Raw genomic sequence first — 18,857 nt, 5'->3', positions numbered from 1 at the left:
GTCTCCGGGGCCGTTCCGCGGCGGTCGCCGCTCAGCAGTTCGGGATGACGGTGCCGTTGTTGTCGCGCGCCTCGTCGTTGCCCCAGCGGGACAGGTAGTAGGCGGAGACGTAGGCGCCGTAGCCGTTCTTCCCGGGGTGGACGGTGTCGAGGTCGGTGCGGAGCCACCAGTGGTTGTAGTTGCCGGAGGCGTCCCGGATCTCCTGGCCCCACACCTTGCAGTAGACGTAGTTCGTGCCGGCGTTCAGCACGCCCTGGGGGTCGGCGGTGCCGGCGGAGGCGTAGCCGGTGGCCTGGGCGAAGGTGTCCACCCAGTACTTCCCCCCGCCCCCGCCCGAGCAGCCGTTGTCGCTGGTCAGGTGCTTGGAGCCGTACGAGCCCGGGTAGGGCGCGAGCGAGGCGCCGTTGATCACGATGGACTGGCCGACGCCGTTGTACAGCTGCTCGTAGTGGATGTGGGCGCCGGAGCTGTTGCCGGTGGAGCCGGTGGTGCCGATCCGCTGTCCCTGGGAGACGGCGGCGCCGTGGGCCACCGAGTAGGCGTTCAGGTGGAAGTAGTACGTCTTCCAGCCGCCGCCGTGGTCGACCACGATGTAGTTCCCGGCGCCTGACGGCTGCGCGTAGCGGTAGGCGGTGCCGGCGGCCGAGGCCAGGACCGGGGCGCCGGCCGTGGCGCCGCCGTCGGAGCGGACGAAGTCGAGGGCCTGGCGGACCTCGGCGGAGTGGTGGCTGTAGGTCCACTTCTGGCCGCAGGGGAACGGGGCCTTGAAGAGCGGCGCGGCATGGGCGGTGCCCGCGGTGCCGAGGACGGTGAGCAGCCCCGCGAGAAGCGCGAGGAGGGCGCCGAGGGCGGGGATCCTGACAGCGGAACGAGTCGTACGCGAGTGACGCATGGGTCCTCCGATACGAGAGGGGACAAGGGTTTACGCGCGTTGACCGGGCTGTGACGGACCACAGGGTGCCGGAATTCCGGGCGGGGCAGTAGACCGCCTCCCCCCGCCCACCCGGCTCCGCTCCGTACGCTGGACACATGACCGAACGGAAACCGCCGGGCGTCAGCTTCGAGTCCTTCGTCGACAAGCAGATCCGGGAGGCGTCCGAGCGCGGCGACTTCCGGAAGCTCGCGGGCTTCGGCAAGCCGCTGCCGAACGACGCCGCGCCCTACGACGAGCTGTGGTGGATCAAGCAGAAGATGCACCGCGAGGGCATGTCGGCGCTGCCGCCCGCCCTCCAGCTGCGCAAGGAGGCCGAGGACGCGGCCGCGGCGGTCCTGGAGGCCGCCTCGGAGAGCCAGGTCCGGAGGATCCTCGGCGAGATCAACACCAAGATCGCGGAAGCCCTGCGCCGCCCGCCGGCCGGTCCGCCGCTGAACCTGACGCCCTTCGACGTCGACGCGGAGCTGGCCCGGTGGCGGGAGGCGCGCGACCCCAAGGGGGCGTGATGAACAGTGCCGGCCTGCTGCTCGACTCCTTCGGCCGGATCCGGGAGGCGGTCCACGAGGCCGTGACGGGCCTCGGCGAGGAGGAGCTCGCCGCCCGGACCGATCCGGACGCCAACTCGATCGCCTGGCTCGTCTGGCACCTCACCCGGGTCCAGGACGACCACCTGGCGGGCGCCTACGACACGGAGCAGCTGTGGCGCTCCGACGGCTGGCGGGACCGCTTCGGGCTGCCGTTCCCGCCCGCCGCGACCGGCTACGGCCACACGTCCGCCCAGGTCGGGGCCGTACGCGCGTCCGCGGAGCTGCTGCTCGGCTACCACGACGCCGTGCACGAGCGGACGGCCGCGCTGCTGGCACCGGTGACGAACGCGGACCTGGACCGGGTCGTCGACCCCGCCTGGGACCCGCCGGTGACGCTGGGCGTCCGGCTGGTGTCGGTGATCGCGGAGGACCTCCAGCACGCGGGGCAGGCGGGATACGTGCGGGGGGCGGTGGAGCGGAGGGGCCCGGGGTAAGCGGGGTACGTGCGGGGGCGGTGGAGCGGAGGGGCCCGGGGTAACCCCGGCGGGCGGCAGGGGTGTTGACCGGCGCGCCGGTCGCACGAAACCTCGCCCCCTCGTACAACCCCCCGAGGTGATCATGAGTCTGACCGGGCACGGCACTTCTCGTGCCCGGTCTTTCCCTGGGGGTTCACTGTGCAGTTCCGCTCCACCGGCACCCGTCTCGCCTCGGCCGTCACGGCCGTCCTGGCCGTCACCGCGCTCGGCGCGGGCACGCTCGCCACGGCGCCGGCCGCCTTCGCGGCCACCTCGGGTACCGTCACGGCCTCTCAGCAGGCCGACGAGGCGCTTCCCGTCGTCCCGGAGGGCCTGCGGCTCTCCGGCGTCGGCGCCTCGGGCTTCCACACCTCCGCCGCCGTCGACGGCGGCGGCCACACCCTGATCTGGACCCCGTTCGACGGCGGCCCCTCGACCCGGATCGCGGTCCCCGAGGGCAGCAGTTGGGACCTCGGACCCGATGACCTGCTCGTCCTCGGCGACAACCGGTGGTCCGCCGGCTTCGGCAAGCTCACCCTGCGGGACATGTCCGCCCCCGGCACGCCGGACGTGACCCTCGACCTCACCGCGCTGAACGGCACCTACGTGGCCGCGGTGAGCCGCGACAGCGTGCTCGCGGAGCTGAAGCGGCCCGGCGGCGAGCGGGAGCTGCACCTCGTCACCAAGGCCGGCACCACGACCTCCACCCGCAAGGTCACGGGCCTCCCCGACGGCGCCGCCTTCTTCTCCGGTTCCGCCTTCCGGGACAGCTCGGGCTCCCTCGCCGTCGGGTACGAGCACGGGTCGTCCGGCCTGCGGAGCAACAGCCGGTCCGTCATCGACCCGGTCACCGCGACCGTGACCGAGACCTACCCCGCCTCCACCCTCAGCTACGGCAGGAGGGGCCCGGACCTCTCCGACTCCCACCTGGCCTGGTTCCGGTGGGACGAGAGCCTCGGCGGCGTCATCGAGACCGCCGACCGCGCCACGGGCAAGGGCGAGCAGGTCGTGCTCGACGACCGCTCCGGCGAACAGAACTTCACCCTCGCCGGCGAGTGGCTGGTCCACGGCCGCCCCGGGGCCCCGGCCACGGCCCTCTCCCTGACCAGCGGCAGGACCGTCACACTGCTGGACTCCGTCTCCTCCGCGACGACCGCCGCGGACGGCGGCCTCGTCCTGCACGGTGCGCGCGCCGCCGACGGCAGGGGCCTCTTCAGGGTCGCGCTCGCGGCGGACGGCACGCCGGCCGTCACCAGGATCGCCGAGGAGGGCAAGCTCGCCGACCTCCAGATCCTGGGGGTCCGGATCCCCGACTCGGTGGACCTCGACCGGACCGGCGGCGAGGTGACGCTCGCCTGGGACCTCTCGCACCGGGACGCCTACATCGACGTGACGCTGCACCACACCGTCACCGAGGAGACCTTCCACACGCGCGTCCAGGCCCCCGCGAGCGGCACCGCCTTCTCCTTCACGTGGGACGGCACCCTCGACGACGGCACCGACGCGCCGAACGGCAGGTACGCGATCGAGGCCGAGGCCCACCGGATCGACGGCACCAGCGAGCCCGACCACCAGGGCTGGGAGCTGCGCGTCTCGCGCACCGCCAACCCGCACGACTTCACGTACAACGGCTCCACCGACGTCCTCGCCCGGGACGCGGCCGGTGTGCTGTGGCGCGACGACCTGCGGGACCGGCCGGTGAACGGCCTGGTGGAGTCGGCGAAGCGCACCCGGATCGGCGGCGGGTGGAACACGTACCGGCAGATCGAGGCCGTCGGGGACATCGGCGGGAACGAGATCGGCGACCTCGTCGCGCTCGACGGCTCGGGCGTGCTCTGGTCGTACGCCGGCGAGGGCTACGGCACCTTCGGCACCCGCGTCCGGGTCGGCGGCGGCTGGGGCGTCTACCAGCAGCTCACCGGCGGGTCCGACCTCGACGGGGACGGGCGGTCCGACCTCGTCGCCACCGACGGCGCCGGGGTGCTGTGGTTCTACAAGGGCACCGGCGACCTCGCCAAGCCCTTCGGCGCCCGGGTGCGGGTCGGTGGCGGCTGGGGCGTCCACAACGAGCTCGCCGCCGTCGGGAACGTCGCCGGCACGGCCGCCGGGGACCTCGTCGCCCGGGACACGACCGGTGTCCTCTGGCTCTACCAGGGCGACGGCAAGGGCAAGTTCCTGCCCCGCGTGAAGGTCGGCGGCGGCTGGAACGCGTTCAGCCGGCTCGTCGGCGCCGGCGACGTGGACGGCGACGGCCGCCCGGACCTGATCGCGTACGGCGCGGGCGGCACGTACGTGTACGCCTCCACGGGCTCCACGACGTCCCCGTTCAGCCGCCGGAACACGACGCTGTACGCGGGCGAGGGGAGCAAGTTCACCAGCGTGGCGTGAGGGCACGGCTCGACTTGTCCCGCATGCCGGATCCGGACTGAACTCGACCGGCCGAGACGGTGATCGATTCTCGAACTGTCGTACAACCATGGACGGCCCCCAGGAGTCCTGTGGTCGTGGCGCATCGACGCCACGACCACAGGACGCCGGGAGAATCCCCCTTGAAGCACCTCGCCCCCGCTCACCGCCGCCTCACCGTCGCGGCCGCCGTCGCCCTCGCCGTGAGCGCGGGGGGCCTGGCGACGCCCGCGCTCGCCTCGCTCCCCGCCGCCGCGCCGGCCGCCGTCACCGTGGACCTCCCGGCCACCCCCGTCACCCTCGACCCGGCTTCGGCGCTGCGCGGCTGGGGACGGACCGGGTTCCTCAGCCGGGTGGGCGAGGGACACGAGGTACCGATCTTCCGGTGGACCCGGTACAAGGACGGCGCCACGACCCCGCTGCCCGCCTCCGCGACCCTCTACCGGGCGTCGATGGGCGGTGACGTCGTCGTGCGCCCGGAGGGCACCTCGTACCACCTGCACGACATGGCGGCGGGCGGCGCGCCCGTCACGATCGACACCGCGTTCCTCGGCCCGTCGGCGACGCTCGCCTGGGTGGCGGACCGCACGCTCGTGATGCAGACGACGGACGGCTCCGGCCGCACCACGCTGCACCTCGTGTCCGAGCCGCAGGACCCGTCCGGGACCCAGGCCGCGCACCGCGTGGTCACCGGCTTCCCGGCGGACGCGAAGATCGTCTCGTCCTCCCCCGCCGCATACGGTCTCCTCGCCGTCTCCTACACCGGGACGGTGAACGGCCTCACCGGGAAGCGCCTGGCCGTCGTGGACCTCGCGGCGGGGAAGGTCGTCGACGACCGGTCGGTCCAGGCACAGCACACCGGCTCCGGCTACGCCGTCTCCGCCACGCACGTGGCCTGGGTGGAGCGGCTCGCCGACGGGCGGTCCGTCGTGGTGACGGCCCGCCGGGGCCAGACCGCCACGATCCGGCACACGGTGGCGGCGCAGGACGAGGGGGTCTCCCTCGCCCTGGTGGGCGGCTGGGTGCTCTACGGCGTCCCCGGCGGAGCCACCGCCGAGACCGCGAACCCGCTCCACGCGCTGCGCGCCGTCCCCGTGGGCGGGGGCACGCCTTTCGTCCTGCTGGACAGCGTGGAGCTGACCTACGGCGGCTCGGGCGAACTGCTGGCACAGGGCGGGACGGTGGCCAAGGGCGAGGGCGTGTACCGGATCGCCCCGGGCACCGGAGGCAAGCCCGTCGCCACGCAGATCGCGACCACCGGTCTGCGGACCGCGCTCGGCGTGGTCGAGGAGACGGTGCCGTCCGTCGCCGACTTCAGCGCGGCCGGCTCCGCCGCCCGCTTCTCCTGGCGGTTCGGGCGCAGCGGGGCCGTGGTCGACCTCCGGATCACCCACTCGGGGCAGGGCGGCAACCCCCGTGAGCAGCGCGTCGTCCTGCACGAGACGCGCCCCTCCTCGCCCGGCTTCGGCCACGCGGTCCTCGACTGGGACGGCCTCCTCCGCTCCCAGGAATCCGCCCCCGCCGGCTCCTACTCCTGGACGATGACGGCGACGCCGACGAACGGCATCGGCGGGGTGCTCAAGCGGACCGGCACCTTCGAGGTCACCAACAAGCCCGTCCAGCACGACTACTCGGCCAGCGCCTTCCCCGACGTGCTCGCCCGGAGCACCGACGGCGAGCTGCTCTCGTACGACACGCGCCAGATCCTCTTCTGGCCCAACGAGGGCGCCGGGTGGGGCGGGACCAACCGGGGCGGCGGCTGGAACGCCTACGACCGGATCCTGGCCACCGGCAACCTGGACTCCACCCCGTACTCCGACCTCGTCGCCCGCGACCGGTCCGGCGTCCTCTGGTTCTACTCGAACAAGGGCACCGCGCTCGCCAAGCGCACAGCGATCGGCGGCGGCTGGAACGCCTACGACAAGCTCGCGGCCGGTTCCGACCTGACCGGGGACGGTCGCCCCGACCTCGTCGCCACCGACAGGTCGGGTGTCCTGTGGCTGTACAAGGCCACCGGCTCCGCCTCGAAGCCGTTCGCACCGCGCGAGCGGATCGGCGGCGGCTGGGGCGCGTACGACAACGTCACCGCCCCCGGGAACCTCGGCGGGGCCACCCACGGGGACCTCCTCGCCCGGGACAGGGCCGGTGTCCTCTGGCTCTACCTCGGCAGGGGCGACGGCACCTTCGCTCCCCGGACGAGGATCGGCGCGGGCTGGGGCGGCATGGAGCACCTCGTCCCCGTCGGCGACTTCGGCCGTGACGGGCGCGCCGACCTCGTCGCCGCGAGCCGGGCCCGCGACGGCCGCCCCGTCCTCCTCCGCTACAAGGGAACCGGCGACTGGCGCGCGCCCTTCGAGAAGGCCGTGACGACCCAGGTGGACACGAGCCTCCACCGCTTCGACCTCCTCTTCTGAACCCCGCTCCCCCGGAGTCCCCACTCCGCCGAGTGCCCACCCGCCCCGCAGTTCCCCGGAGAGACCCCGCCCCGTGAAGCACCACAGCACTTCATCGCAGCGCCTGCTCGCCACCGCCGTGGCGGTCGCGCTCGCGGCCCCCGTCTGCCTGGCCTCCCCGGCCTTCGCGGCCGGGCCGGCCACCCCGCCCGCCTCCGCGCAGGCGACGGAGGAGGCGGTCGCGCCGCTGACCGTGCCCGCCGACTCGGTGCTCGTCAGCGCGGGCCGGACCGGCATGCTGACGCGTACCGGCTGGGGCGAGGAGACCGTCCACCGCTGGACCAGGCTCTCGGACGGCGTGACCACCACGCTTCCCGCCGGTCCTCATTGGGGAAGCCCCGGCACGGACCTCGTCGCCTCCCGGAACGGGGCGGTCTACACGCTCACGGACATGAGCGGCGCGCGGGAGCCTGTCGTGATCGACACGTCCGGCCTCGACTCGTCCGGCTCGTTCGAGGGCGTGCGGCGGGTCGTCGGCACCACCCTGGTCGTGGCACGGAGGACGGACGGGAGAACGAAGGACCACCTGGTCTCCGTCGAGGACGGCCGGGTCGTCGACCGCCCCATCGAGCTCCCGGACGGCTCCTGGACGGACTACGACCCCACCTTCGACGCCGGCCCCGGTCGGCTCGTCGTCGAGTACTCGCGCAGCACGGGCACCCACTCCCGGCACCTCTCCGTCGTCGACATGGCGACCGGCGCGCTCTCGGAGACGTACGCGTTCGATGGGAACGCCTCGGCCGGCGAGGTCGTCTCCGTGTCCCTGGCCGGGGACCGGCTGGCGTTGCTGGAGGGGGACGACGCCCCCGCTCTGGCCACCGTGGTGCGGGGCACACAGGACGTGCAGCGGGTGGCCCTGAAGAGCAACCCCGACGCGCAGGGTGACCTCGTGCTCCGGACCGTCGGCGACTGGGCCGTGTACGCCCGGGCCGACGGCGGCACGAGCTCCTACCCCGACTCCCTGCACACGCTCACCGCCCGTCCCCTGGCCGGCGGCGCGCCGTACCCGCTCATGGACCACATGTCGTCCAGTGCGTACGACGCGGACGGGAACCTGCTGGTGCTCGGCGGGACGCTCGCGAAGGGCGAGGGCCTGTACCGGATCGCTCCGGACCCGACGACCGGCAGACTCGCCGCCGTCCTCGTGCGCGGCTTCGGCACTCCCACCGCGCTGACCCTCCTGGAGGAGCGCCCGCTCTCCGGCACCATCGACTTCGACCGCTCGGGCGGGGAGGTGAGGTCCTTCTGGAGGTTCAGCCGGCACAACGTGCTGACGAAGCTGACGCTCACGCACACCGCCACCGGGACGAGCGTCGACGTGTCCGGTGTCGACAACTCGGCGAACGCCCTGTTCCCCTGGTACGGGCGGTTCGGCGACGGTCTTCCGGCGTACAACGGCGCCTACACCTGGAAGATGACCTCGACCCCCGCCAACGCCATCGGCCCCGCCGTCGAGCGCAAGGGCTCCTTCACCCTCACGCGCGCTCCGCGCCCGCACGACTTCGACGGCAACGGATCGCCGGACCTGCTCGTCCGCTCCGGAGGCTCGCTGAGCATGTTCGACGTGGGTCAGGCCCGCGTGCTCGGCCCGTGGCAGGACGTGCGCGAGACGCGGGTCGGGGACGGCTGGAACACATACGACAGGATCGCGTCCACCGGAAACCTCGGCGGCACCAGGAACGGCGACATCGTCGCCCGGGACAGGACCGGTGTCCTCTGGTTCTACGAGGGCAGGGCCGTTCCCGGGAACCCCTTCGCCACCCGGGTGCGGATCGGCGGCGGCTGGCAGGCGTACGACAGGCTGGCCGGCGGCTCCGACCTGACCGGCGACGGACGCGACGACCTCCTCGCCACCGACAAGGCCGGCGCCCTCTGGCTCTACCCCGGCACAGGCAACGCCGCCAAGCCCTTCGCACCGCGCAAGAGGATCGGCTCCGGCTGGGGCGCGTACAACCAGCTCACGGCCACCGGGAACCTGGCCGGAGGCCCGGCGGGAGACCTCGTCGCCCGGGACAGGGCGGGTGTCCTCTGGCTCTACCTCGGGAAGGGCGACGGCACCTTCGCGCCCCGGACGAAGGTCGGCGCCGGCTGGGGGCCCTTCAAGGCCCTCGTCGGTGCCGGCGACGTCGACGGCGACGGCCGGAACGACCTCGTCGCGCACCAGGAGCCCACCGGCAACTACCCCAGGCTGTCCGTCTACCGCGGCACGGGCCAGTGGAAGGCCCCGTTCGCCGGCGCCCAGACGACCGTCCCCCGCTACGAGGGCTGGAGCGGCGACGTCTACTGACCGTCGGCCGCCCCGTCCTCCCCGCCCCTCTGGCCCCCTCTCGGAAAGAGACCCGCTCGTGATCCCCCAGGGACTCACCCCCCGGGGACGGCTCGTCGCCGCCGCCGTCGCCACCGTCCTCGCCCTGTCCACCGCCGTGACCGCGCCTGGCCTCGTCCCCCCTGCCGCCGCCGCGGAGGTGCCCGCCGCCCCGGCGGCCGACGCCCCGCAGCCGGGGACGCCGTTCTCCCTGCCGTCCGGCACGACCGTCCTGTCCGCGGGCCCGACCGGATTCCTCACGTCGCACCAGGAGGGGCCGGTCACCGTCCACACCTGGGTGCGCGGGGACGGCACCCAGGTGCGGCTCCCGGCGGGGCGGTACGCGGGGAACCAGGGCACCGACATCGTCGTGCGGGTCGACGGCGCGAGGCACACCTACCTCGACCTGTCGGAAGGCGGCACCGGGAAGGAGGTCATCGGCTACCAGACGACGTCCCTCACCGGCACCCCCGCCGTCCTCCTCCACCAGGGCACCTTCCTCGTCACCCACACGTTCGCGACCTCGGACGCCGGGCGCGAGGTCCACGTCGTCGGCAAGGACGCGGAGGGCCGGATCCTCGACCGGGCCGTGCCGGGCCTCCCGGCCGACGAGCTCGTCGGGGTGGAGAGCGGCGGTCCCGGCACCGTCCTCGTCCGCCACTACGGCAACACGGGTGGCGTCTGGAGCCAGCGGCTGTCCGTCGTCGACCTGGCGTCGGCGTCGGTGCTGGAGACGTACGACCACGTCTACGGCCGGGGCACCTCACTGTCCGCCGCCGTCTCGGCGACCCACCTGGCCTGGCTGGAGCCGGAGGAACTCCCGTACCGCACGGTCCTGGGCACGGCGCGGAGGGGCGAAGCCCGGATCTCCCGCACCGACCTGACGGTCCCCTCGTCCCCGGAGACGAAGGCCGCGCTGACCGTGCGGATCGTCGGGGACTGGGCCGTGTACGCCGCGCTCGGCGGCGGCACCGCCCCGCGCACCGACCCTCTGCACCAGGTGACAGCCCGTTCGCTGACGACCGGCAGGACCGTACGGCTCCTCGCCCACGCCTCCGCCCTGGCCTCCTCCCCGGACGGTTCCCTCCTCGCCTCCGGCGGCACCCTCGACCGTGACGAGGGCGTGTACCGGATCGCCCCCGGAGCCACCGCCGACGCCGAGCCCGTCGTCACGCTCGTGGCGGCCACCGGTGCCCCGACCGCCCTCGCCGTCGCCACGGAGAAGGCGCCGGCCGGGACGGTGGACCTCGACCGCGCCGGCGGCACGCTGAAGCCCTCCTGGACGTTGAACCGGCACAACGCCGAGGCACGTCTCGTCGTCAGGCACACCGCGTCGGGCCGCTCGTGGACCTCACCGGCCCTGGCGCCCCGGACGAGCGCCCAGCCGTTCACCTTCACCTGGAACGGCTCCTTCGACGGCAAGTACCCGGCCTTCAACGGCGCCTACACGTGGACGATGACGGCGAAGCCCGCCAACGGCATCGGCCCGGACCTCGTCCGCACCGGCTCCTTCACCGTCACCCGCGCGGTCCGCCCGCACGACTTCGACGACAACGGCAGCCCCGACCTCCTCGTCCGCGACGCCCAGGGCCGCCTGGCCCTCTACGAGGGCCGCCAGCACCTCACGTCCCCGTGGCGGGAGACCGACCCTCCGTCCCTGGCGCCGACCCCGCTCGGCACCGGGTGGAACGCCTACGATCGGATCACGGCCACCGGCGACCTCGGCGGAGCCCGCCACGGCGACCTCCTCGGCCGGGACAGGACCGGTGTCCTCTGGCTCCACCAGGGCAACGGCAAGGGTCTCGCGCCCCGCGTCCGCGTCGGCGGCGGCTGGCAGGGCTACGACCAGCTGGCGGCCGGCCCCGACCTGACCGGCGACGGCCGCAACGACCTGCTCGCCACCGACAAGGCCGGCGTCCTCTGGCTCTACCCCGGCACCGGCAACGCCACCAAGCCCTTCGCCCCCCGCAAGAAGATCGGCGGCGGCTGGGGCGTCTACAACAAGCTCATCGTCCCCGGGAACCTCGGCGGCGCCGCCCACGGCGATCTCCTCGCCCGGGACAGGACCGGCGTCCTCTGGCAGTACCTCGGCAAGGGCGACGGCACCTTCGCCCCCCGCACCCGGATCGGCCCCGGCTGGAACGGCATCTCCGTCCTGCTCGGCATCGGCGACGCGTTCCCGCGCGACGGCGTCGGCGATCTGGCCGCCATGTACGCCGGCGGTTCCTGGCGGCTGTACGGCGGCACCGGCGACTGGCGCAAGCCCTTCACCTACCCCCAGGACGCCGGCGCGCTCACCCCGCCGCCGTACGCCACCCCCGCAGACGTCTACTGACCACCTCCCCTTCTCCTGGAGCATCCCTTGAAACTCACCCCGCGCCGCCTCGCCGCGGCCGTCGCCGTGGCGCTCTCCGTCACCGCCGGAGCCCTGACCGCCCCGGCGGTCGCGGCCGGACCGAGCGAGAGCACCGGCCGGGCCACCGCGGTGGCGCTGCTGGGCAGCGACGTCCCCGCCGTCGTGGACTTCGACAAGCAGAACCCGGTACTCCTGTCCTGGACCCTCGCCGACCCCACCGTCACCCCGATCGTCACCCTCACCCACGGGGCGACCGGACAGACCGTCACGTTCACGCTCTACTCCGACAACGGCTTGGCGGAGCTGATGTGGAACGGCGAGGTCGTCGACCGCGTGCCCGCCTACAACGGCGCCTGGACCTGGCGGCTGACCGCCAAGCCGGGCACCGGCACCGGCCCGGTCCTCGACGAGTCCGGTTCCTTCCGTGTCCAGCGCGCCGCCGTCCCGCACGACTTCGACGACAACGGCCTCCCCGACGTCCTGGCCCTCTCCCCTGACGGCACGTTCACGGGGAACACCGTCATCGGCGCCTCCACCGCCTGGACCGCCCTCTACAACCCGAGGACCTACCTGGGCACCGGCTGGAACGTGTACGACCGGATCGTCCCCACCGGGAACGTCGGCGGCGCGGCCCACGCCGACATCCTGACCCGCGACCGCACCGGCGTGCTCTGGCTCCACCAGGGCAACGGCAAGAAGCTGGACCACCGGGTCAAGGTCGGTGGAGGGTGGAACACCTACGACCAGCTCACCTCCGCCGCCGACCTCACCGGCGACGGCCGCACCGACCTGCTCGCCACCGACAAGACCGGCGTCCTGTGGCTCTACAAGGGCACCGGGAACGCCACCGCCCCCTTCGGCACGCGCACCCGCCTCGGCGGCGGCTGGAACACCTACGACAAGATCGCCGCCGTCGGCAACCTCGCCGGCGCCCCCGCCGGCGACCTCGTCGCCCGCGACCGGGCCGGCGACCTGTGGCTCTACCTCGGCAAGGGCGACGGCACCTTCGCCGCCCGCACCCGCATCGGCGGCGGCTGGCAGGGCTTCACCCAGATCATCGGCGTCGGCGACCAGAACCGCGACGGCCGCGGTGACCTCATGGCGGTCGACGGGAACGGCCCGGCCCTCTACCGAGGCACCGGCGACTGGAAGAAGCCCCTGGCCGCACGCAACGACATGCTCGACCACTACCTGCCGCAGGGCACCTACTACTGAGGCACGGCCGAGGCCAGCGGGACGGTCGCCCAGACCGTCTTGCCGACCTGACGGGGCTTGACGCCCCAGGTCGTGGCGAGGGTGGCTACGAGGAGGAGTCCGTAGCCACCCTCGTCGGGTTCCGGGGTCGGTAAGGGACGGCGCTCGGCCCGCGCGTCGGAGAGTTCGATCGTGACGTGGTCACCGGCACGCCCGATGCGGAGCTCGAAGTCACGGCCGGGCACCCGCCCGTGCTGGACCCCGTTGTTCGCCAGCTCCGCCACCACCAGCTCCGCCGCCTCCGCCGCCGCGCCCGTGACCCCCCACTCCCGCAGCTGGTGCGCCGCGAGGAGGCGGGCCAGCCGCGCGCCCCGGGGCGTGGGACTCAGACGGAGCGCGAACTCCGGCGCGCACTCACTTCTTGGGGTGGTGATTTCCGGCTTCATGACATCGAGACTGGCCCTCGCGCCCTACGCTGACCAGCAGCGACGCCACGACGCTGGGTAACTGTACGGGTACGCCAAGAGGGCGGTACGGATCGGGGAAGCACGAGGAGCGGCCGGAGCGGCCCTCCGAAGTGGACGGTACGGCGCACTTGTTCAAGGCGCTGGGGAAGATCCTGAAGGTGCTGCGGCAGAACGCGGGCCTCAGTCAGGCACAGCTCGCGGCGGACACGCATTGCAGCGAGGACCTCGTCTCCGCGATGGAGAGGGGGGTACGGACGCCGCAGCCGGAGTTCCTGCTGCGGGCGGAGGACGTGTTGCGGGCGGGAGGTGTGCTGGCGGCGGCGGTGGAGGACACGGAGCGGGCGATCGCGCGGGCGCGGGTGCGGCATCCGGACTGGTTCCGCAGTTTCGCGGCTGCGGAATCGGTCGCGGTCGCCCTCCACTACTACGCCCCTCAGGTCGTTCCGGGCATTCTGCAGACACACGCGTACGCGGAGGCCGTCTTTCGGCACCATCGCCCGCTCTACGAAGAGGACGAGATCGAGAAGCGGCTCAACGACCGGCTCGCACGCCAGGTGCTTTTGGAGAGGCGACCGGCGCCGACCATCAGTTTCGTCATCGAAGAAAGCGTGCTGCATCGGCCCATGGGAGGCCGGGAGGCATTCCGGGAGCAGATCCGCCACATCGCGGAAGTGTCCGGCCTCCGGAACGTCCATCTCCAGATCATGCCTAACGAGCGGACTGATCACCCTGCCCTGGAGGGCCAGTTCACCCTGCTCACCCTCAAGGGGAAACGGGAGGTCGCATACGCCGAAAGCTACGGTACAGCCCGCCTGTTCACCGACCCAGAAGAGGCGCGCACCTACGCTGAGCGGTATGGAATCATGCGCGCACAGGCACTCACGCCCCTGGAGTCCCTGGAGCACCTGAAGCAATTGCTGGGAGAGGTATGAGTACCGCAGATCTGGCCTGGTTCAAGAGCAGCTACAGCGGAGGCTCGGGCGGCGAGTGCATCGAGGTCGCCTACGCATGGCTCAAATCCAGCTACAGCGGCCCCGAAGGCGGCAACTGCGTCGAGGTCGCCGCTCACCCCACCACCGTCCACGTCCGTGACTCCAAGGTCCCCCACGGCCCCCAGCTCGCCGTCGCCCCGGCGGCGTGGGCGGCCTTCGTGGCGGTCACCTCGCAGGCGTAGAGCCGTTCTGGCCCCTCCGCAGAGCCTCCCTGAGCGTCGGCCAGGGGGGCTCTCCGTCTTCCATGACGTCCAGGACGACGTCCAGCAGTTCCGCCGGCAGCGTCTCCTTGTGGCTGACCACGTCCACGACCGGGATCAGGACGACCGCGTCCGGGTCGAGGCGGGTGTCGAGGGCTCCGTGCGGGACCGGGAGGACTTCGATCCAGTCGTTCCCGTGCTCGTCCGTGACGGACATCGGGTCGAGGCGCAGCACGGGGTGCTGGAGGCCGAGGCGGAGGCTGAAGCGGCGGCGGGAGGGCGGCTTCGGCTTGCGGTAGGCGTAGACGATGTCGCCGGGGGCGGGTCGCATGGGTCCAGGGTCGGGGCCGCCGGTGGCGGAGGGAAGAACTCCGGCCGTACGCCGACGCACCCTTCCGGCCACTTCAACCACAGCCGCGTAACAAGGGCTTGACGCCGATTCAGATGCCGATCGCTCTGGGCTACCCTGTGGCCCATGCAGGGGGAATTGGAAAACCACTCTAATTTGGGCGGAAGCGGCGCGATGCCGCTGGACGCGGACGACCCGCGCCGTATCGGCGCCTTCCGCCTGCTCGGCGTGCTCGGGTCCGGCGGGATGGGCCGCGTGTACCTGGGCGCGGTCCCGGGGACGTACGCGGCCGTCAAGCGGGTGCTGCCGACGCTCGCCGAGGACAGGGACTTCCTCAGCCACTTCGGGCACGAGCTGGACAATCTGGCGCGGCTGCCCGCCGGGGCCAGCACCAAGCTGCTGGCGAGCGACCGGCTGGCGAAGCCTCCGTGGTTCGCGACGGAGTTCATCCCGGGCGTGACGCTGAACGACGCGCTGCGGCTCCACAACGGGCCCCTGCCGCCCGCCTCGCTGTGGCGGCTGCTGCGGGAGGCGGCGGCGGGGCTGCGGACGGTGCACGCGGCCGAGATGGTGCACCGGGACCTCAAGCCGTCGAACGTGATGCTGACCGGGAGCGGGCTCTCGCTCATCGACTTCGGGGTGGCGCGGGCGGCCGACCAGAGCCGGCTGACCAAGACCGGCATGATCATCGGCACACCGGCCTACATGGCGCCCGAACAGGCTGTCGCCGACAAGCAGCTGACCGGGGCGGCGGACGTCTTCGCGCTCGGCAGTCTGGTGCTGTACGCGGCGAACGGCCGGCCGCCGTTCGGCGACGGCTCCGGGCACGACCTGCTCTACCGGGTCGTGCACGGCGAGCCCGACTTCGGGCGGCTCACGGAGACGGACCCGGACCTGGCGGAGCTCGTACGGACGTGTCTGGCCAAGGATCCCGAGGACCGGCCGTCCGCGACCGAGCTCGTCGGGCACGCGGACGCCCGGGCGGCGGGCGTCGCCTGGCCGGAGCCGGTGGCGGCGCGGATCGCCGAGCGCGCGGCCTTCGCCGCCGGGGCGCCCTCCGAGGAGGAGCTGGCGGCGCTGGAGGCGGCCGATCCCTCGCAGGACGTGGCCACGGCCCCGCTGACCCCGCAGGCGCCGGTCACCGACCCCGCGTACGTGATCTCCGGGAAGCAGGGGGACGGCAAGGGGCACAAGCGGCGGAACCGGCTCGTCATGCTGGCCGTGCCCGTCGTGGTGACCACCGGGACGACGCTGACGCTGACCCTCGCGCCGTACGAACAGTGGCGCGCGGACGCGCAGGACCGGCCCTCCGCCTCCCCGACGGCCGTCGTCAACCCTCCGGGCGGACAGCCGTCCTCGGCGACGCCGTCCGGGTCCAAGCCGCCGTCGTCCGCGAAGCCGTCGGGGAAGCCTCCGGCTTCGGCGAAGCCGTCGTCCGTGCCACCCGGCGCCCCACCCGCTCCCGGCGCGCCTCCGCCGCTCGTGGACGGGGGCGGGGCCGTGTCCGGTGGCGGTGGAGCGGTCTCCGGGGGCGGCGGGACCGCGTCCGGCGGCTCGTCCTCCTCCGGAGGCTCCTCGGGCGGCTCCTCCAGCACGTCCGGAGGCTCGTCCGGCGGCGCGTCCGGGGGTTCGTCCGGCGGTTCCTCCAGCACCTCGGGCGGCTCGTCCTCCGGCGGTACGACCACCCGCCCGCCGACCTCCGCCCCCCGGCCCAGCACGGCCCCGCCGGCACCGAAGCCGACGCCCAAGCCGACCCCGAAGCCGACGTCCGGCGGGGGCGGGTCGGGGCCCTCGGGGACGTACGCGCTGGAGAGCGAGAACAGCGGCGACTGCCTGGCGGAGTACAAGCAGCCGTACGGGGTGACCACGATCAACTCCCGGGCGTGCGGGTCCCATCCGGAGCTCGCGGGCTACTCCTGGACCTATCGCGCCAACGCGGACGGCTCCTTCCGCCTGGTCAGCAGGAAGTCCGGGCTGTGCCTCGCGCAGAGCAGCGGCGTCGCCGCCACGGTCGCGGCCTGCGACGGCGCCGCCGGCCAGTCCTGGAAGTTCGACGCGTCCACGTCGGCGGGGCGCTCCATCAAGAACATGGGCAGCGGCGCGTGCCTGACCTCCAACCCCGGCGGCGTCGTCCTGTTCAACTGCGGCGGGATCTACAGCACCGGTCAGCACTGGCGGAACATCGGCGCGCTCTAGCCGACCGCCGACCGCCGGCCCCAGGTGCCGAAACCGGGTTGCGTAGTCGAACGTTTCTTCCATTACACTCCGCCCAGCATCCGGGGGGGTGCTGTCGCGCCGCGCGTGCCCGTCACCGGGACGCGCGGGGACGCCGCAGGCCCTCTTCCGGCCCATCTCCGTGTTTCCCCAGGGGGGGATCCTTGCCTTTCGCGTTCTCCGGGCGTGCCATCCGCGTCGCCACCTGCACCGCGCTCGCCCTCTCCGCCGGCATGCTGCCGGCGTCCCCCGCCTTCGCCGGATCGGCCCCCGTGCCGGACCTGAGGCGGCCGCTGACCGACACCACCGCGGTGCCGACGCTCAGCGAACCGGCGCCCGCCGGCACGGCCCGCGCCGCCGCCGACGACGTGTCGGACGCCCCGAAGGCCCGCTTCGACGTGACCGGTGACGGCAAGACCGACCTGATCCACCGCACGCGCAACGGCTTCACCTACCTCGCTCCGTCCGAGGGCGGGACGCACCTCGAGTTCGCCACCGCCGGCACGAGCACCGATCTCGACCTCGTGCCGCTCGGGCACCAGGACGCCGGGGTCGGGCCCGAGGTGCTCTCCGTCTCCGCGAACGGCACCCTGCGGCTGTACTCGCACTCCTCCGCCACCGACGGCACGCTCAGCTGGACCGGTCACGGCTGGAACATCTACAACAAGGTGTTCTCGCCCGGTGACGTCGACGGCGACAACAGGGCCGACGTCATGGCCCGCCAGTACAACGGCGACCTGTACTTCTACCGCGCGACCGGCACCCTCTCGGCGCCCTTCGCCGGCCGTGTGAAGGTGGGTCCGGGCTGGGGCGCGTACGACCAGCTCGTGGGCCTCGGTGACAACGACGGCGACGGCAGGGGCGACGTGCTCGCCCGCACCCCGGCCGGCCAGGTGTACTTCTACGGCAGCACCGGCGACAAGCGGGCGCCGTTCAAGCCGCGCAAGGCGCTCGCCACCGGCTGGCAGGTCTACAACCAGGTCATCGCCGCCGACGACCGCAACCTCGACGGCCGCGCCGACGTGTTCGCGCGCGACCTGAACGGCACCCTGTGGGCCTACTACGGCCGCGGGAACGGGACGTTCACCGCGCGGGCGCAGACCGGCACGGCCTGGAACAAGGTCGAGCAGTTCGGCGGCGCGGGCAACGTCCCGTCCCTCGGCAAGACCCTGTTCATGGGCCGTGACAAGGCCGGGACCCTGTTCTGGCACCGCGGCCTGAACAACGGCAGGCTCGCCCCCCGCGAGCAGGTCAGCGACACCGGCGGCTGGGCGGCCGCCGGCCTGATGACGCTCGCCCACGCACTCGACGGCAACACGCTCCCCGACCTTCTGTTCGTCCGCGAGGGCCACCTCGTCAGCACCTCGACCGAGAAGGACCTCGGCGGCGGCTGGCAGGTCTACGACCGGCTCGTCGGCCCCGGCGACCTCTCCGGCGACGGAAAGTCGGACCTCCTCGCCCGTGACAGGTCCGGCGTGCTGTACCTGTACCGGGGCAACGGCGCCGGCACCGGCTTCGCCTCCCGCGTCCGGGTCGGTACGGGCTGGAACGCGTACGACCAGATCGTCGGCGCGGGCGACCACACCGGCGACGGCCGCGCGGACATCGTGGCGCGCGACCGCTCCGGCAACCTGTACCTGTACCGGGGTACGGGCTCCGCGACGGCGCCGTTCGCCGGCCGGGTGCGCGTCGGCGGCGGCTGGGGCGCGTACAGCAAGCTGGTGGCGCCGGGCGACCTCAGCGGCGACGGCCGGGCCGACCTGCTCGCGGTGACCGCCTCGGGCGACCTCTACCGCTACCTGGGCACCGGCACCGGCGCCGGGATCGGCGCGCGGGCGAAGATCGGCAACGGCTTCCAGACGTACCGCGACCTGTACTAGGACCTGATCCGGCGCCGACGGCCCGACAGGCCCCGACGGCGCCGGGCGGGCAGCCCGTACCGGCG

The 18,857-nt window shown here is 73.3% G+C and carries 14 protein-coding genes; 11 read left to right on the top strand and 3 right to left on the bottom strand.

The annotated features are described in order from the left end of the window. Positions 1–31: 31 nt before the first annotated feature. A complete protein-coding gene (locus ACF1BN_RS18585) occupies positions 32–892 on the bottom strand; it encodes a M23 family metallopeptidase (protein WP_392332679.1) in 861 nt (286 codons plus the stop codon). A gap of 137 nt (positions 893–1,029) precedes the next feature. Between ACF1BN_RS18585 and ACF1BN_RS18580 the strand changes: the two genes are divergently transcribed. From ACF1BN_RS18580 to ACF1BN_RS18550, 7 genes are all read left to right on the top strand, one after another. Further along, a complete protein-coding gene (locus ACF1BN_RS18580; protein ID WP_392332678.1) occupies positions 1,030–1,440 on the top strand; it encodes a DUF1992 domain-containing protein in 411 nt (136 codons plus the stop codon). Beyond that, positions 1,440–1,955, top strand: coding sequence for a DUF664 domain-containing protein (locus tag ACF1BN_RS18575; RefSeq protein WP_392332677.1), 516 nt, complete (start codon positions 1,440–1,442; stop codon positions 1,953–1,955). The genes ACF1BN_RS18580 and ACF1BN_RS18575 overlap by 1 nt, the downstream gene beginning before the upstream one ends. 180 nt (positions 1,956–2,135) lie before the next feature. Continuing rightward, positions 2,136–4,364: an FG-GAP-like repeat-containing protein gene (locus ACF1BN_RS18570; RefSeq protein WP_392332676.1), complete on the top strand. Its 2,229-nt coding sequence runs from the start codon at positions 2,136–2,138 to the stop codon at positions 4,362–4,364. Between the two features lie 161 nt (positions 4,365–4,525). After that, a complete protein-coding gene (locus ACF1BN_RS18565) occupies positions 4,526–6,796 on the top strand; it encodes an FG-GAP repeat domain-containing protein (RefSeq protein WP_392332675.1) in 2,271 nt (756 codons plus the stop codon). 73 nt (positions 6,797–6,869) lie between these two features. Next, positions 6,870–9,122, top strand: a complete 2,253-nt coding sequence (locus ACF1BN_RS18560; RefSeq protein WP_392332674.1) for an FG-GAP repeat domain-containing protein — start codon at positions 6,870–6,872, stop codon at positions 9,120–9,122. A 58-nt stretch (positions 9,123–9,180) separates the two neighbouring features. Next, entirely contained in the window at positions 9,181–11,475 is a 2,295-nt protein-coding gene (locus ACF1BN_RS18555) for a VCBS repeat-containing protein (RefSeq protein WP_392332673.1), read from the top strand. A gap of 27 nt (positions 11,476–11,502) precedes the next feature. Next, positions 11,503–12,711 carry an FG-GAP-like repeat-containing protein gene (locus ACF1BN_RS18550; protein WP_392332672.1) on the top strand — a complete coding sequence of 403 codons (1,209 nt, stop codon included), beginning with the start codon at positions 11,503–11,505 and terminating at the stop codon, positions 12,709–12,711. On the opposite strand, the gene ACF1BN_RS18545 is transcribed toward ACF1BN_RS18550, so the two are convergent. After that, complete coding sequence (locus tag ACF1BN_RS18545; RefSeq protein ID WP_392332671.1) at positions 12,705–13,136, bottom strand: ATP-binding protein; 432 nt, start codon at positions 13,134–13,136, stop codon at positions 12,705–12,707. The two genes, ACF1BN_RS18550 and ACF1BN_RS18545, sit on opposite strands and share 7 nt — an antisense overlap. Positions 13,137–13,285: 149 nt before the next feature. On the opposite strand from ACF1BN_RS18545, the gene ACF1BN_RS18540 reads away from it, so the two are divergent. Both ACF1BN_RS18540 and ACF1BN_RS18535 read left to right on the top strand, forming a co-directional pair. After that, positions 13,286–14,089, top strand: coding sequence for a Scr1 family TA system antitoxin-like transcriptional regulator (locus ACF1BN_RS18540; protein WP_392332670.1), 804 nt, complete (start codon positions 13,286–13,288; stop codon positions 14,087–14,089). Beyond that, a complete protein-coding gene (locus ACF1BN_RS18535; protein WP_392332669.1) occupies positions 14,086–14,331 on the top strand; it encodes a DUF397 domain-containing protein in 246 nt (81 codons plus the stop codon). The genes ACF1BN_RS18540 and ACF1BN_RS18535 overlap by 4 nt, the downstream gene beginning before the upstream one ends. On the opposite strand, the gene ACF1BN_RS18530 is transcribed toward ACF1BN_RS18535, so the two are convergent. After that, positions 14,315–14,680 (bottom strand): hypothetical protein, encoded by a 366-nt coding sequence (locus tag ACF1BN_RS18530; protein ID WP_392332668.1) that lies wholly within the window; start codon positions 14,678–14,680, stop codon positions 14,315–14,317. The genes ACF1BN_RS18535 and ACF1BN_RS18530 overlap by 17 nt on opposite strands. Before the next feature lie 192 nt (positions 14,681–14,872). On the opposite strand from ACF1BN_RS18530, the gene ACF1BN_RS18525 reads away from it, so the two are divergent. Both ACF1BN_RS18525 and ACF1BN_RS18520 read left to right on the top strand, forming a co-directional pair. Beyond that, complete coding sequence (locus ACF1BN_RS18525) at positions 14,873–16,894, top strand: protein kinase (RefSeq protein ID WP_392332667.1); 2,022 nt, start codon at positions 14,873–14,875, stop codon at positions 16,892–16,894. Between the two features lie 182 nt (positions 16,895–17,076). Next, complete coding sequence (locus ACF1BN_RS18520; RefSeq protein WP_392332666.1) at positions 17,077–18,792, top strand: FG-GAP repeat domain-containing protein; 1,716 nt, start codon at positions 17,077–17,079, stop codon at positions 18,790–18,792. The last annotated feature ends 65 nt before the right edge of the window (positions 18,793–18,857 follow it).

It is taken from the genome of Streptomyces sp. NPDC014861, from assembly GCF_043081625.1.
GTDB lineage: Bacteria > Actinomycetota > Actinomycetes > Streptomycetales > Streptomycetaceae > Streptomyces.
The sequence above is the reverse complement of the archived record's forward strand: the minus strand, read 5'-3'. Positions and strand labels throughout refer to the sequence as shown.

Excerpts from the sequence above, each read along its gene's own strand:
- ACF1BN_RS18585 (WP_392332679.1), bottom strand. The coding sequence starts at position 892 with ATGCGTCACTCGCGTACGACTCGTTCCGCTGTCAGGATCCCCGCCCTC.
- ACF1BN_RS18525 (WP_392332667.1), top strand. The coding sequence starts at position 14,873 with ATGCCGCTGGACGCGGACGACCCGCGCCGTATCGGCGCCTTCCGCCTG.
- ACF1BN_RS18545 (WP_392332671.1), bottom strand. The coding sequence starts at position 13,136 with ATGAAGCCGGAAATCACCACCCCAAGAAGTGAGTGCGCGCCGGAGTTC.
- ACF1BN_RS18530 (WP_392332668.1), bottom strand. The coding sequence starts at position 14,680 with ATGCGACCCGCCCCCGGCGACATCGTCTACGCCTACCGCAAGCCGAAG.
- ACF1BN_RS18535 (WP_392332669.1), top strand. The coding sequence starts at position 14,086 with ATGAGTACCGCAGATCTGGCCTGGTTCAAGAGCAGCTACAGCGGAGGC.
- ACF1BN_RS18575 (WP_392332677.1), top strand. The coding sequence starts at position 1,440 with ATGAACAGTGCCGGCCTGCTGCTCGACTCCTTCGGCCGGATCCGGGAG.
- ACF1BN_RS18580 (WP_392332678.1), top strand. The coding sequence starts at position 1,030 with ATGACCGAACGGAAACCGCCGGGCGTCAGCTTCGAGTCCTTCGTCGAC.